Raw genomic sequence first — 15,138 nt, 5'->3', positions numbered from 1 at the left:
GAAGAAATTGAAACGCATTGTATATATGCTCCTATTCATGCTGCTATTACCATTCGTGCACAAGGTACATGCCAGTAATTTAGTTATTCAAGTGAATGAGGAAGCAACTGTCTTTGATAATCGTTCAGTCTCACTTGAACAGGTAGGAACATTATCAGCAGGACAAACTTTTGAAGTGACAAAAGATTATGGACCTAACTGGTGGCAAATTCGTTGGGGAGGTAACTACGGTTATGTTGATAAACGATACACAACTGTTGTTCCATCCAAGACATATCAAAATACTGTACCTTCTATTGTGAAAGTAAAAGATTACATTGTAGCAACGAAGGCAACGCCTGTTTATGATAATACAGGGAACAAATTAGTGCAGTTTGCAACAATATCGGAAGGTGTTCGTTTTCCTATATATAGTAAAATGGGCAGTTGGTACGGAATTGCTGTGAACGGACGACTTGGTTTTGTACATAGTAATTTTGTTAATGAAGAAAAGGGTCAGGACAACACTAATCCATCAACAAAGCCGGTTGAAAAACCTACGCCGACACCACCAACACCACCAACAACCCCGCCAAGTAAACCAAATGGTTATCTTGAAGCGTTGGAAAATGCTGTTCTCTATGACCTTCGTCGAGAACAACCTATGTCGATTGCGACACTGTTAAAAGGGCAACAGTTGGAAATTGCCAATGTTATAGATGAAATGTATGTTCAAGTACGATGGGGCAATACATTCCTTTATGTGGAAAAATCAAAAATAAAATTTGTCAATAAGCCATCTTTTAAAAATAGTGGGAATGATAATGCAGTAAAAAATCAATATTTCATCCCAGTATCAGGGAATAATGAAATTTATGATCGAACTGCGAACAAATTACAACCCTTTGCAAAATTGGATGTAAATCGACGTTACCCAATTTTACGAAAAGAACAAAATTGGTATGTTACGACGATAGGTGGCCGTGAAGGTTATATTCACAGTTCTAAGGTAGCATTAGATCGTGGCGTTCCTGTTATGATGTACCATCATTTCTTAAAGGAGAATGAATTAGGACGCTTTAAAAATGTAAGTACAACGATGACAGATACCCAATTTGCTAATGAAATGAAGTATTTGAAAGATAAAAAATATGAAACGGTTAGTACGGCAGATTTATTGCGCTTTATGCGCAATGAAATTACATTGCCTGCTTATTCTATCGTTTTGACATTTGATGATGGCTTATTATCTACAAGAGAATATGCCTATCCAATATTAAAAAATTATGGATTTCAAGCAACACAATTTTTAATTACGTATCGCAATGAGTATTCACCAGCAGAACAGCTGTTTAATTATAATGATTTACAAGCACTGTCAAAACAGGATATGGATTATATGAAAGATGTCTTCACGTATGAATCACACACATACAATTTACACGATATGATTGGCAATAAAGGGAAAATGTTGTTGATACCTTACCATGAGGTCGTAGAAGATTTAAAGCGCAGTTTAACATTCATACCGAATGCAACAGCATTTGCTTATCCATTTGGTCAATATAATGCCAATATAATTTATGCAGTGAAAGAAGCTGGGTTTACAATGGCTTTTTCAACAAAGCCCGGCTACAACAATCCACATGATGATATCTACCAAATTAAACGTCTCTACAGCGATCAACAAACGAGCTTAGCGCAGTTCAAAAAAATGGTGTCACCTTTTGCTCAATAAAAAAATGAACTGACTAACAGCTTTCAGACGAAAAGCCATATGTATAAAACAAACCCGCATCTTCAGGAAAGATGCGGGTTTGTTTTGTAGTAGATTTTATTTAAATGGTGAGATTAATGTAAGCCGATTAAGTGATGTTTTACCACTTCATATGCTTGGCAAACATTTTCATATTGATCTTGTTCTTTTGCAATCATACCGGAAGCAATAGAGAACAATAAATTTTCTTCATTATGGTCTTCCATTTGGTTCATTAAAGCTGCTTCCATTTGAGCTACATAGGAAATAATTTGTGTATTCATTTTTATTTTCTCCTTTTGGACAAATGATGTTTTTCTTTTCTTGATGACTATATCTTACTCCAGTTAGTCAAAAGAAATCTAGAAAGTTGTACTAATGAAATGAGGTATTTTGATGAATGTGACACAAAAATGAACTTGTTTGAAAAGCGCTTTTTGAAACCGTTTTTATCTAAAATCACTGATAATTCAAGCTTTATCGTCAATTTTTCTGTGTATTATTAAACTAGTACAGTTATCTATAAAATAGCATTTGATATAGTACAGATAAGTAGTTATGGAACGAAAAAACGTAAAAGTTCATATACTACATGGAATGAAAACATAGGTAACTTTTTTAGGGGTGAATGTATGCCAGCAATAACAGGCCAGCAGTATATTAAGCGCATTGATGCATTGCAAACGTATATCTCAATAGATGGCGAAGTCGTTACGGGAAAGGTTTCAGAACATCCAGCATTTAAAGGCGTAATGCAAAGTCAAGCAAAGCTTTTTGATTTGCAGCATGATGAGGCGTTACATGATAGCTTGACCTATGTATCACCAAAGAGTAATGAGCGGGTAGGTATGTCTTTTCTACAAGTGACAAAGGTTGAAGATTTAGTAACAAGACGTCAAGCTGCGCGTGAGTGGGCTTTATCTAATCATGGCTTAATGGGAAGAAGTCCTGATTATATGAACACTACTTTAATGGCATTAGCGTCTGCCGCTGAATTTTTAAAAGATAAGCCAAATTGTTTTCCAGATCATTTACTAAATTTCTATGAGTATGCACGTGAGAATGATTTGACGATGACACATACGTTTATTGAGCCGCAAGTAAACCGTCAAAGATATCATTACGAAGATGAAGAGGTCATCATTGCCGCTAAAATTGTAGGGAAAACGAGTCAAGGACTGGTGATTAAAGGAGCAAGATTACTTGCCACACAAGGTGGCATTACAGACGAACTGCTTGTTTTATCAACAAATGGCTTCGATAAGGAAAAAGGGTTTGGTTTTTCCATACCAAGTGATACGAAAGGATTGAAATTTTTATGTAGACAGTCATTTGTCGGAGGGGAATCAACGTTTGATCATCCTTTAAGCGCGCGCTTTGAGGAAATGGATGCGATTGTTGTCTTTGATGATGTCGTTGTACCGTGGGAGCGCGTTTTTTATTATGAAAATAATGAGGTTGCCAATAACTTCATGAATGTGAGCGGCTTCCAAGCGTATACGTTACATCAAGTATTGTCCCGACAAATTGCTAAAACGGAATTTGTTTTAGGTGTTGTCCAATCAATTGTTAATACAATCAATATTGGCGAATATCAACATGTACAGCAAAAAGTAGTGGAAATCATTGTAACATTAGAAACGATGAAAGCTTTATTGCTCAAATCCGAAATAGAAGCTAAAAGAGATGACTTTGGTTATATAAGACCTCATCATCCAACATTACAAGTAGCCATTCAAATTTTTCCTAAGGTCTATCCAACCTTTACAGAAATCATTCAATTATTAGGTGCAAGTGGCTTAATGTCTATTCCGAGTGAAAAAGCATTTGGCGCAGATGATGGGGATTTGGAGCATTATTTACAGTCCTTTCGAGATGGTGGAGAGGAACGTGTCAAAAAATTCCGTTTAGCTTGGGATTTAACGATGAGTAGCTTTGGCACGAGACAAACGCTATATGAGCGATATTTCTTTGGAGACCCAGTACGTTTATCGAGCTTACTGTACCAATCGTATAATCGGGAGCCATTTATACAAAGAGTAGAAAATTTCTTGAAAAATAAAGATTAAGTGCGAATAGGCATGTTTGACTTTGATTATTAGGTATATTAGCCATTTTTTAGCGGATTGTAATCATTGCTTTTCAATATAGAAATGCAATGATTGACAGAAGACCATAATTTTTTTATAATGTGCGTTAGAAAATAGAAAAAACGATGATGGAACAAGTACGTATTTGTGCGTGTAGAAGAAAGGGATTTCTAGGCTGAAAAAATCCTCACGTTAACAAGTACCGAAAGCTACTCCAGAGTGCAGCTAATCCCTGCCGTTCACTTACGTTACAAGTGCTAAAGAGGTAAGTATACACAATACTTACAACTAGGGTGGTACCGCGAGACAATATACAAAGTCCTCGTCCCTTTTTTGGGATGAGGGCTTTTTTATGCGTATAAGCGGCTTCATATCGTAATTTTACACTATTAGAGGAGGAACTTTTCACATGAAAGCAGTAGAAATTCGCCGTATGTATTTAGAATTCTTTAAAGAAAAAGGACATCACCATGAACCATCAGCACCTCTTGTGCCAATTAATGACCCTTCATTACTTTGGATTAACTCAGGTGTAGCAACATTAAAACCTTATTTTGATGGTCGTATTATTCCAGATAATCCGCGTATTACGAATGCACAAAAATCGATTCGTACAAACGATATTGAAAATGTAGGGAAGACAGCACGTCACCATACATTCTTTGAAATGTTAGGTAACTTTTCTATCGGTGACTACTTCAAAAAAGAGGCGATTCATTACGCGTGGGAGTTTTTAACAGATAAAAAGTGGATGGGCTTTGATCCTGAACTTTTATCCATTACAATACATCCAGAAGACCAAGAAGCATATGACGTATGGCATAACGAAATTGGCATTCCAGAAGAACGTTTAATTCGATTAGAAGGGAACTTCTGGGATATTGGAGAAGGCCCATCTGGTCCAAACTCTGAAATTTTCTACGATCGTGGAGAAGAATATGGGGCAGATGAAAATGATCCAGAAATGTATCCTGGTGGAGAAAACGAACGCTATTTAGAAGTTTGGAACTTAGTGTTCTCTCAATTTAACCACAATCCAGATGGTACTTATACACCATTACCAAAGCAAAATATTGATACGGGGATGGGACTAGAACGTATTGTATCTGTTGTACAAAATGTTCCAACTAACTTTGATACGGATTTATTTATGCCAATCATTGAAAAAATCGAACAATTTGCCAATCGAAAATACAAGCGTCCTGGTGAAGTAGCGTTAAGTGAAATCTTCGGTTCAGAAGAAGATATTAATACACCATTCAAAGTTATTGCTGACCATATTCGTACTGTGGCATTTGCTATCGGTGATGGCGCACTGCCTTCAAATGAAGGTCGTGGTTATGTATTGCGTCGTTTACTACGTCGTGCAGTACGTTACGCTAAACAAATTGGTATCGAAAAACCATTTATGTTTGAATTAGTACCAACAGTTGGAGAAATTATGGTGGATTTCTACCCAGAAGTTACGGAGAAATGCGAATTTATCCAACGTGTGATTAAAAACGAGGAAATTCGTTTCCATGAAACATTAGATGGCGGTCTTACTATCTTTAACGAGGTTGTAGAAGCACAAAAAGCAGCGGGTCATGATTATATTCCTGGAGCAGATGCATTCCGTCTTTACGACACATACGGCTTCCCAATTGAGTTAACAGAAGAATATGCGGAAGAAGTAGGCATGAAAGTGGATCATGAAGGATTCGAAGTGGCAATGAATGAACAACGTGAACGTGCGCGTGCAGCTCGTCAAGATGTAGATTCAATGCAAGTACAAAATGAAGTGCTAGCAAACTTAACCGTTGCAAGTGAATTCGTTGGCTATGATACATTATCAGTAGAAACAGAAGTTGCAGCAATGATTGTCAATGGACAAGTGACGAAGGTCGCTTCAGAAGGTCAAGAAGCATTAGTAGTCTTAGCAAAAACACCGTTCTACGCTGAAATGGGTGGACAAATTGCTGATAGCGGTGTAATTTCCAATGACGGCTTTACAGCAATCGTTAAGGATGTTCAAAAAGCTCCAAACGGACAACCATTACACACAGTTCTTGTTGAATCAGGTGAAATGCATGTTGAAGATGCAGTAAAAGCGGTAGTTAATCGCAGTGAACGTAATCTCATCATTAAAAACCATACAGCAACGCACATTATGCAACGTGCGTTAAAAGACGTATTAGGTGACCATGTTAACCAAGCGGGTTCTTATGTTGGCCCTGATCGATTACGCTTTGACTTCTCTCACTTCGGTCAAGTAACTAAAGAAGAGTTACAACAAATTGAACGTATTGTAAATGAAAAAGTGTGGGAAGATATTGAAGTCGTGATTGAAGAAAAGGCGATTGATGAAGCGAGAGCAATGGGAGCAATGGCATTATTCGGCGAAAAATACGGTGATATCGTGCGCGTCGTTTCCATTGGCGATTATTCAATCGAACTTTGTGGTGGTATCCATGTAAAACGTTCTTCTGAAATTGGCTTCTTTAAAATTGTATCAGAAGGTGGTATTGGCGCAGGAACGCGTCGTATCGAGGCTGTGACTGGAAAAGTGGCATATGAGGCGATCAAAGAAGAAGAGGCGCTATTAAATGATGCAGCAGCATTATTAAAAGCAAATCCGAAAGATATTGTGATAAAAGTCCATGCGCTACAAGCAGACTACAAAGAATTACAACGTGAAAATGAAGGATTATCACAAAAAATTGCCAATGCACAAGCAGGTGCTATTGTAGATGCAGCCCAAACATTTGGTGATGTGACAGTACTTTCAACGAAAGTTGAAGCGAAAGACAATAACCAACTGCGTCAAATGATGGATGACCTAAAAGGTAAAATGACAAAAGCTGTTGTGGTCTTAGGTGCTGTTGATGGCGATAAAGTGATGTTATGCGCAGGTGTAACAAAAGATTTAGTTGGTGGCAATTACCATGCAGGAAATATTGTGAAAATGGTGGCAGAAGCTTGTGGCGGTAAAGGCGGCGGTCGTCCAGATATGGCGATGGCAGGTGCTAAAGATGCTTCAAAACTTGATGAAGCGCTACTTTCTGTGTATGATTACGTTAAATCCATTTAATTAATACGTCAAATCGGTTATAATAAAGAGAAATCGGAGATGAGCTATTCTTTGCACATCTCCTTATTTCTGAAAGCGAGGTGCTGGTCATGAGTTCATTTGATCAAACGATGAAATTTAATTTTCCAGAAGAATCAATGGAACAGGAAGTCAAGCAGGTAATGTTGAAAGTACATTCTTCATTAGAGGAAAAGGGATATAATCCTATCAATCAGATTGTCGGTTACTTACTTTCTGGTGATCCGGCGTATATTCCTCGCCATCAGGATGCTCGTAATTTAATTCGCAAGCTAGAGCGTGACGAAATTCTAGAAGAGCTTGTTAAATTTTATATTAAAAAGAATAACGAGGGCTAGAAATGAGAATTATGGGATTAGACGTTGGGTCGAAAACAGTCGGTGTTGCCATAAGTGATGCACTTGGCTGGACGGCTCAAGGTATTGAAACCGTAAAAATTGATGAAGCAAATGGCGAATTCGGCATCGACCGTATTGCTGAGCTAGTGAAGGAATATACTATCACTGAATTTGTTGTAGGATTCCCGAAAAACATGAATAATACGGTAGGACCACGTGGTGAAGCTTCTGAAAACTATAAAAAGTTATTAGAAGAGACATTTTCACTGCCGGTTAAACTTTGGGATGAGCGTTTAACGACGATGGCAGCCGAGCGCATGCTAATCGAAGCGGACGTAAGTCGCAAAAAACGCAAGCAGGTCATTGATAAAATGGCTGCTGTGATGATTTTACAAGGCTATTTAGATAGCAAAAACTAATTAATGAGGTGGCAAACATGGCGCACGAGCATAACCATGAAGAAGAATTACACGTACAACACATTACAGTGATTGACGAAAACGGAAACGAGCAACTTTGCGAAGTGATTCACGTACACGAGTCTCCTGAATTCGGTAAATCTTACGTATTTTACTCTATGGTAGGAGCAGAAGAAGATGAAGACGGCTCTGTAGAAATCTTCGTATCATCATTTGTACCTTCTGAAAACGGTGAAGATGGCGAATTAACACCGATTGAAACAGAAGCAGAGTGGGACATGGTAGAAGACGTTTTAAACGCTTTAGAGGACGAAGACGAAGAATAATTGTTTTCCATTTAAAGTGTAAAGAACAAGGATGGCAAAAGCGGTCCTTGTTCTTTTTTTACGCCAATCAACTTGGACGTAGATGGGCAAAAACAAAAAATCAGCTCTTTTGTAAGGAGGAAGTTAAATGAACGAGGAAACACAAGAATTTATTATTATCGGTGAAAATGGTCAAGAGCAAACATGCCGAGTTGTATTTACATTTGATGCTGAGGAAAAATCATATGTATTGTTCTCACTGATTGATGAAAAGGGGCATGAAATCCCTGGTGATATTTCAGCCATGACATTTGATTATGATGATAACAGCGGGGATATGACGAATTTGCAACCTGTTGAAACTGAAGCCGAATGGGAAATGATTAATGAAGTTGTATTAACACTACTAGATGAATTTCAGGAGGAACCACAGCTTATAACGGTGACCAATGAAGATGGCACAGATCAGGTGTGCGAGGTTATTCATACATTTGCTTCTGAACAATTTGGTAAATCATACGTACTTTATGTTGCTGTTTCAGACGAGCCAATGGAGGAGCGTGATATTTTCGCCGCTCAATATGTACCTGGACCAGATGGAACGATTGAGGATTTACTACCAATTGAAACAGATGCAGAATGGGAATTCGTGGAAGATATCTTAAATGACTTATAAAAAACATACTCAAAGTTATTGAACTGCCCCGTAAAAGTTAGACATCAATCTAACTTTTACAGGGGTTTTTTTATATGAGTGCCAGTCACTCAAACAATTCAAATCATTTGCAACGATGTCTAATAGAAAATTTCTATCTGAAGCTAAAAAGGATTCTATCGTCGGACGAATATTGTGTTGATTAGAGAGAAAAACATGTATAACATACAGAAAAGCTAGGAAATCTCCTCTCCAAAATTACATAAAGTTCGATGTGTGGAAAAAACAAGAAAAAATTGCATTGACCAATAACAAGTAAACAGATAAGATTTGTTGTAATAAAAATAGAAAATTTTAAATAGTTTATTTTTAAGAGAACTATTTAACTGTGCAAGAAATTTTCTATATTTATTTACAATTAAACCAAGTAAATTAATAAAAATAGGAGGATATCATATGAAGAAATTATGGTTATGGTTTGCTAGCGCGTTAATCATTGTCGTTGCTGGTTGTACAGATTCGAAGCAGGTAAAACAAGACGACGTCGTAACATTAAATGTAGGGGCTGCAAGTGTACCCCATGCGGAAGTATTAGAGTATTTAGCGGAGGATCTTGCACAAGATGGTGTGAAATTAAACATTTCCATACTAAAAGATGCTGTCCAAACTAATCAACAAACAGCGGACGGTGAACTGGATTTCAACTATTTTCAACACATTCCTTTTTTAGAACAGACGAATAAAGAAAGTAATTTAGATTTAGTAAGTGTCAAAGGTATTCATATTGAGCCATTCGGAGTCTATTCAAAAACAATTCACGATATAAAGGATTTACCACAAAATGCAAAAGTAGCTGTGCCAAATGACGTTGTCAATTTTTCACGCGCATTACTACTGTTTGAACATAATGACCTTATCCAATTAGATGATGCAAAGGACAATGATTTCACAGTTGAGGATATTACCAAAAATGAAAAGAACATTCAGTTTATAGGTGTTGATCCATTGCTATTAGTTCGCTCGTTAGATGATGTAGACGCGTCTGCTATCAATACGAATTACGCATTAGAAGGAGGTTATAATCCACTTGAGGATGCACTTATTATGGAAGGACCGGAGTCACCTTATGTCAATATTATTGCAACGACGAAAGAAAAACAGCAAGATGCTGCCATTCAAAAAGTAGTGAAATGGCTGACAAGTGAAAAGGCAAGGAAATTTTTTGAAGATCAATATAAAGGAGCTGTCGTTCCGGTATTTTAGCATATTGAACAGATTATACGGATTCAAGTGCATAGGAGGGAAATATGAATGATTGAATTTATAAATACGACGAAGGAATTTCATGTTGGGCAAGCGACTGTGAAGGCGTTAAATCACATTAATTTAACTATTCAAAAAGGCGATATATTTGGCGTAATTGGCTTTAGCGGCGCTGGGAAAAGTACTTTACTTCGCACAGTGAATTTATTAGAAGAGCCGACATCTGGTGAAGTGCTTGTCAACGGTAAAAATTTAACTAAACTAAGCAAAAAACAATTGCGAGAGGAAAAGAAAAATATTGGAATGATTTTTCAACATTTTAATCTCCTCCACTCTAAAACGGTTTTTGATAATGTCGCAATGCCTTTAATGTTAAGTGGCGCTAACAAATCGAAAATAGCAGCTCAAGTGCAAGAGGTCTTAACATTTGTCGGCTTGCAAGATAAAGCGCATCGCTTTATTGATGAATTATCAGGTGGTCAAAAGCAACGTGTAGGTATTGCAAGAGCATTGATTACAAAGCCGACAATTTTATTATGCGATGAAGCGACATCTGCTCTGGACCCCCAAACGACAAAATCTATTTTAGCGTTGCTCAAGCGTGTCAATAGTGAATATGGCATTACCATTTTAATGATTACACATGAAATGGAAGTGATTCGAGATATATGTAATCGTGTAGCGGTAATGGAGAACGGGCAAATAATAGAAGAAGACAATGTCCTACACATTTTTTCTGCACCAAAGCAAGACACAACGAAAAACTTTGTGCAATCAGTTGTTCGAAATGAAATACCGCAATCTGTTTATGAGCAATTGAATGTCATCGATGGTTCGAAGCGAATTTACAATATGAAATTTATTGGGGTGGATGTCGGTCAGCCTGTTGTATCACAAGTAGCCAAGAAATTCGCGGTCGATGTCAATGTACTATTTGGCAATATTACGGAGCTACAAGGCATTCCATTCGGTCATTTAATAGTAGAGCTAGTTGGTTCAGCAACAGAGATTCAAAAGGCGTTTTTATATATTCAAAGTAAAAATATTCATATGGAGGAGGTCGTTGCACATGAAGGTGAGCACACAGATTATCATCGACGCACTGTTGGATACGCTGTACATGGTTAGTATTTCATTAGTTTTTGGCGCTATTTTAGGGTTTATATTAGGTATCGTTTTAGTTGTTACGCGCAAAGGGCACATACTTGAAAATAAAATTATTTTCTCCATTGTCAATCCAGTTGTCAATACGTTACGATCTATTCCTTTCATTATTTTATTAGTGGCTATCATTCCATTTACACGTCTACTTGTTGGGACAGCGATTGGCACAACTGCTGCTATCGTACCACTTGTCTTGCATATTGGACCGTATATTTCAAGATTAATTGAAAATTCTCTGCTTGAGGTAGATGAAGGCATCATTGAAGCGGCTAAAGCAATGGGAGCTTCTCCATTTCAAATTATTCGTAAGTTTTTACTTCCGGAAGCCTTCCCATCTTTAATTTTAAGCGTCACAACAGCAACGATTGGTCTTATCGGGGCAACAGCAATGGCAGGAGCAGTTGGTGGAGGAGGTCTTGGGGATGTTGCCATAACTTATGGCTATCAACGCTTTGATAATGTAACCATTCTCGTGACAGTTGTACTATTAGTCGTTCTTGTTCAAATTATTCAAAGTATAGGCAATACCATTGAAAGAAAGCTGCGAAGAGTAGCTTAAAAGGAGAGCTAGCAATGAAGAAAATACAGAATATTATCGGACTCTTGTCATTATTATTTTTACTTGTAGCATGTACAAAAGCTGAGGATAGTGATGTTGTAAAGGTTGGCATTCGTAGCTCAGAAATCAAAACGTGGGAATATATAAAAGAACAAGCAGCAAAGGAAAATATACATTTAGAATTAGTGACATTTTCGGCACAGTACGATCCCAATCAAGCATTAGCAGAGGGGGAAGTCGATATAAATGCTTTCCAACATGTCGCATATTTAAATTTATTTAATGAGAATAACGGCACAGATTTACAAGCGATCGGCACAACGATTATGGCGCCAATCGGCTTGTATTCGAACCAATACAAACGCATAGAAGATATAAAAGATGGGGCCAAAATTGCAGTGCCAAATGATCCTTCCAATTGGGGGCGAGCATTGTTACTGCTGCAAGAATATAATCTGTTAACCGTTACCGATAATTTTGATGGCAATGGTGGCGAAGATCGTATACAAGACAATCCTAAAAATTTAACGATTGTGCCAGTGGATGGAGCGACGACGCCTCGTGTTATGGAGGATACTGATTTTGCGATTATTAATAATGGGGTAGCTGTTGAAGCAGGCTTACTTTTAAAGGATGCGATTATTCATGAAAATGAAACAGCAAAGCCTTTTATTAATGTCATTGTGGCAAAGCCAGAAGACAAGGACAATGCAAAGTTGAAAAAAATTGTGGAGATATATCAGCGTAAAGAAACAGCAGATTTTGTCTCTAACATTTCAAAGGGGAACTATATTCCTGTCAATATGTCCTTGGATGAACTAGCAACATGGAAGACGTTTTATTCATATTAAAAGGAGAGATGATGAAATATGGCGGAGAACAAACAATTAAAGTTAGCTTTATATTTAATCGGGGCGGGCATGCATGTTGCGGCATGGAAGCATCCTTTAGCGCAGGTCGATGCAAGCATTGATATAAAAGCATTACAAAAAGTAGCACAACTTGCCGAAAAAGGTAAATTCGACATTGCCTTTGTGGCGGATAGCTTGGCCATTAATCACGAATCCCATCCACATATTTTAAACCGTTTTGACCCACTGATTCAAATTACAGCGCTAGCTGCAGCGACATCTAAAATAGGGCTTGGTGCAACAGCTTCGACTACTTACAGTGAGCCGTATATATTAGCAAGACAATTAATGTCCATTGATCATATCAGTAATGGACGTGTTGCATGGAATTTAGTGACAACGGCAGATGCGACTGGTGAAACAGCCTTGAACTTTAGTCGTGATCAGCACTGGGAGCATGACCATCGCTACGAACGAGCGGAAGAATTTATTGATGTCGTGCAATCATTATGGGATTCATGGGAAGATGATGCCTTTGTCTATGATCGTGAAAATAATATTTTCTATGAACAAGAGAAAGTGCATGAAACAGCATTTAAAGGAAAATATTTATCTGTGAAAGGTCCGCTAAACATTGCGCGTTCGATACAAGGGCAACCCGTTATTGTTCAGGCAGGAGCGTCTAAGCCAGGGCAACAATTAGCTGCACGAACAGCAGAAGTGGTTTTTGTCCATTGGGATGATATCGAAAAAGCCAAAGCACATTATCGCACTTTAAAGGTACAGCTAGCGTCGTTCGGTCGAACGGAGGAGGAGCTGCTTGTTTTACAAGGGATTTCGCCAATAGTAGGTGATACTGAGGAAGAAGCTATTCGTCAATACAATGAATTGCAATCACTGGTAGACCCATATGAGAGCTTGAAATTTGTTTCAGGTTATATGGGCAATGTTGATTTTTCAAAGTATTCACTAGATACGCCAGCTATTGAAGTTGAGTTTCCTACGGTCAATAGTATTCAAAGCCATTTTGACGAGCATTTAGAAATTATTAAAAAAGAAAATTTAAAGGTCGGTGAGTTGTATGCCCGCCTGTTTGGACCTGCTAGACGTGATGCCTTTGTTGGAACAGCGGTGCAAATTGCTGACGAAATGGAACGATGGTTGAAGGAAGGGGCAGCTGATGGATTTATGCTGCAATTTCCGTTGTTACCACGTGATTTAGAAAACTTTGTAGAGAAAGTTGTGCCGATATTACAAGAGCGTGGCATCTATCGTGAAGATTATACGGGGACAACATTACGTGAGCATTTAGGGCTAAAGAAACCTCAAAACCGATTTACGAAAAGTAAGGTGATCCACTGATGCGTGATGTTTTTATTCGCAATGAACGAGAGCAACAGCTCGTTCAATATGCCCGTAAACTTGCTGAGCAAATTGAAGAAACGGCTGCTATTTATGATGAAAGTGGTGCGTTTCCTTTTGACCATTTTAAACTGTTGGAGGAGGCAGGTTATTTTCGATTAACTGTGCCGAAAAAATACGGTGGCGAGGAAATCTCCCTCTATGAAATGCTATTAGTGCAAGAGCAGCTTGCTAAAGGAGATGGGTCAACTGCTTTAGCGGTTGGCTGGCACTTATTAACGTTTTTAAATGTAAGAGAGGCGAAGCTGTGGCCACAGCATATTTTTGCAGAACTAAGTCGTAAAGCTGTGGAGGAAGGTTCCCTGTTAAATATTATTAATAGTGAACGAGGAAAGGGCAATATTTCACGGGGAAGTTTGCCTGGCACGACTGCCAAAAAAGTTCCAGGTGGTTTTATCATTACCGGCGAGAAAGCCTTTGCTTCACTAGCACCCATTTTAAAGCAATTCACAATTATTGCATATTTAGAAGATGAAAATGTAACTGCCGAGTTTCTTATGACAAAAAATGAGCAGGTTGAAGTGGTGAATACGTGGGATGCAATGGGCATGCGAGCAACAGGTAGTCATGATATCATTTTCCACGATACTTTTGTGCCAGATGAAGCATTATTATATCGTCATCGTCCGAATGAAATAAATCGATTTTTAGCAGATGGACGTATCTATTCATTAGAAATTCCCGCAGTCTATTTAGGAATTGCAGGTGCGGCGAGGGATTATGTAGTCGAGTTTGCGAAAAATACGTATTCTTATAGCTTGGAAAATACTATTGCCCACGCTAGCCATGTGCAACAAAAGATTGGAGAAATAGAGGTGTTGTATCAAATAGCACGTCGTACGCTGTACAGTATTGCCGCACAAGCAGAACAGCACCCGACAGATAAACAGGATTTAGCACAGGATGTTAGTATTGCGAAATATGTTATTTGTCAACATGCCATAGAAATTGTGACGAAAGCGATGCAAGTTGTTGGGGGCCGAAGTTTGTCGAAGTCTAATAAATTGCAACGACTTTTTCGAGATGTTCAGTGTAGCCGCTTCAATCCACCAGCTGATGATGTAGTTATTTCTCAATTAGCGCAAAGTTTGTTAGGGGAAGAGAGAAAGCAAGGAGCATTGCAATTATAAAGGTACAAATCTGCTAAAGAATGTGTTAGCAGATTTTTTTATGTGTGCAATTTCTCCTGAATTGTCATTTCTGTTTGTCGAAAAAGTTGATTTCTAGTATGATATTGGATAGTGATAGG

At 38.0% G+C, this 15,138-nt stretch carries 14 protein-coding genes and 1 other annotated feature; of the genes, 13 read left to right on the top strand and 1 reads right to left on the bottom strand.

Translation table 11 applies throughout. From position 1 onward, the window contains the following. Positions 1 to 7: 7 nt before the first annotated feature. Complete coding sequence (locus MHH88_RS14990; RefSeq protein WP_339259052.1) at positions 8 to 1,717, top strand: polysaccharide deacetylase family protein; 1,710 nt, start codon at positions 8 to 10, stop codon at positions 1,715 to 1,717. Positions 1,718 to 1,830: 113 nt separating this feature from the next. Here MHH88_RS14990 and MHH88_RS14985 read toward each other — a convergent pair whose 3' ends face one another. Further along, positions 1,831 to 2,019 carry a hypothetical protein gene (locus MHH88_RS14985; protein WP_069513374.1) on the bottom strand — a complete coding sequence of 63 codons (189 nt, stop codon included), beginning with the start codon at positions 2,017 to 2,019 and terminating at the stop codon, positions 1,831 to 1,833. 348 nt (positions 2,020 to 2,367) lie between these two features. On the opposite strand from MHH88_RS14985, the gene hpaB reads away from it, so the two are divergent. From hpaB to MHH88_RS14925, 12 genes are all read left to right on the top strand, one after another. Beyond that, positions 2,368 to 3,804, top strand: coding sequence for a 4-hydroxyphenylacetate 3-monooxygenase, oxygenase component (gene hpaB, locus MHH88_RS14980; protein WP_069513376.1), 1,437 nt, complete (start codon positions 2,368 to 2,370; stop codon positions 3,802 to 3,804). 137 nt (positions 3,805 to 3,941) lie between these two features. Beyond that, positions 3,942 to 4,158, top strand: a binding site (T-box leader). 76 nt (positions 4,159 to 4,234) lie between these two features. Next, positions 4,235 to 6,895, top strand: coding sequence for an alanine--tRNA ligase (gene alaS / locus MHH88_RS14975; RefSeq protein ID WP_339259047.1), 2,661 nt, complete (start codon positions 4,235 to 4,237; stop codon positions 6,893 to 6,895). A gap of 89 nt (positions 6,896 to 6,984) precedes the next feature. Then, a complete protein-coding gene (locus MHH88_RS14970) occupies positions 6,985 to 7,251 on the top strand; it encodes an IreB family regulatory phosphoprotein (RefSeq protein ID WP_024363117.1) in 267 nt (88 codons plus the stop codon). A gap of 2 nt (positions 7,252 to 7,253) precedes the next feature. Next, positions 7,254 to 7,670 (top strand): Holliday junction resolvase RuvX, encoded by a 417-nt coding sequence (gene ruvX, locus MHH88_RS14965; protein ID WP_024363116.1) that lies wholly within the window; start codon positions 7,254 to 7,256, stop codon positions 7,668 to 7,670. 17 nt (positions 7,671 to 7,687) lie between these two features. Beyond that, positions 7,688 to 7,996: a DUF1292 domain-containing protein gene (locus tag MHH88_RS14960; protein WP_024363115.1), complete on the top strand. Its 309-nt coding sequence runs from the start codon at positions 7,688 to 7,690 to the stop codon at positions 7,994 to 7,996. Between the two features lie 127 nt (positions 7,997 to 8,123). Further along, complete coding sequence (locus tag MHH88_RS14955) at positions 8,124 to 8,651, top strand: DUF1292 domain-containing protein (RefSeq protein ID WP_339259042.1); 528 nt, start codon at positions 8,124 to 8,126, stop codon at positions 8,649 to 8,651. A gap of 435 nt (positions 8,652 to 9,086) precedes the next feature. Beyond that, positions 9,087 to 9,893 carry a MetQ/NlpA family ABC transporter substrate-binding protein gene (locus MHH88_RS14950; protein WP_339259040.1) on the top strand — a complete coding sequence of 269 codons (807 nt, stop codon included), beginning with the start codon at positions 9,087 to 9,089 and terminating at the stop codon, positions 9,891 to 9,893. 48 nt (positions 9,894 to 9,941) lie between these two features. Then, entirely contained in the window at positions 9,942 to 11,021 is a 1,080-nt protein-coding gene (locus tag MHH88_RS14945) for a methionine ABC transporter ATP-binding protein (RefSeq protein WP_339259038.1), read from the top strand. After that, on the top strand, positions 10,963 to 11,616 hold the full coding sequence (locus MHH88_RS14940; protein WP_069513386.1) for a methionine ABC transporter permease: 654 nt from the start codon (positions 10,963 to 10,965) through the stop codon (positions 11,614 to 11,616). The genes MHH88_RS14945 and MHH88_RS14940 overlap by 59 nt, the downstream gene beginning before the upstream one ends. Positions 11,617 to 11,630: 14 nt before the next feature. Continuing rightward, entirely contained in the window at positions 11,631 to 12,467 is an 837-nt protein-coding gene (locus tag MHH88_RS14935) for a MetQ/NlpA family ABC transporter substrate-binding protein (protein WP_339259036.1), read from the top strand. A gap of 18 nt (positions 12,468 to 12,485) precedes the next feature. After that, entirely contained in the window at positions 12,486 to 13,829 is a 1,344-nt protein-coding gene (locus MHH88_RS14930; RefSeq protein WP_339259034.1) for an LLM class flavin-dependent oxidoreductase, read from the top strand. After that, a complete protein-coding gene (locus MHH88_RS14925) occupies positions 13,829 to 15,019 on the top strand; it encodes an acyl-CoA dehydrogenase family protein (protein WP_069513392.1) in 1,191 nt (396 codons plus the stop codon). Before MHH88_RS14930 ends, MHH88_RS14925 begins: the two co-directional genes overlap by 1 nt. Positions 15,020 to 15,138: the final 119 nt, after the last annotated feature.

Source organism: Lysinibacillus sp. FSL K6-3209 (genome assembly GCF_037976175.1).
Taxonomy (GTDB): Bacteria; Bacillota; Bacilli; order Bacillales_A; family Planococcaceae; genus Lysinibacillus; species Lysinibacillus sphaericus_D.
This window is presented reverse-complemented; position numbering and strand designations above follow the sequence as displayed.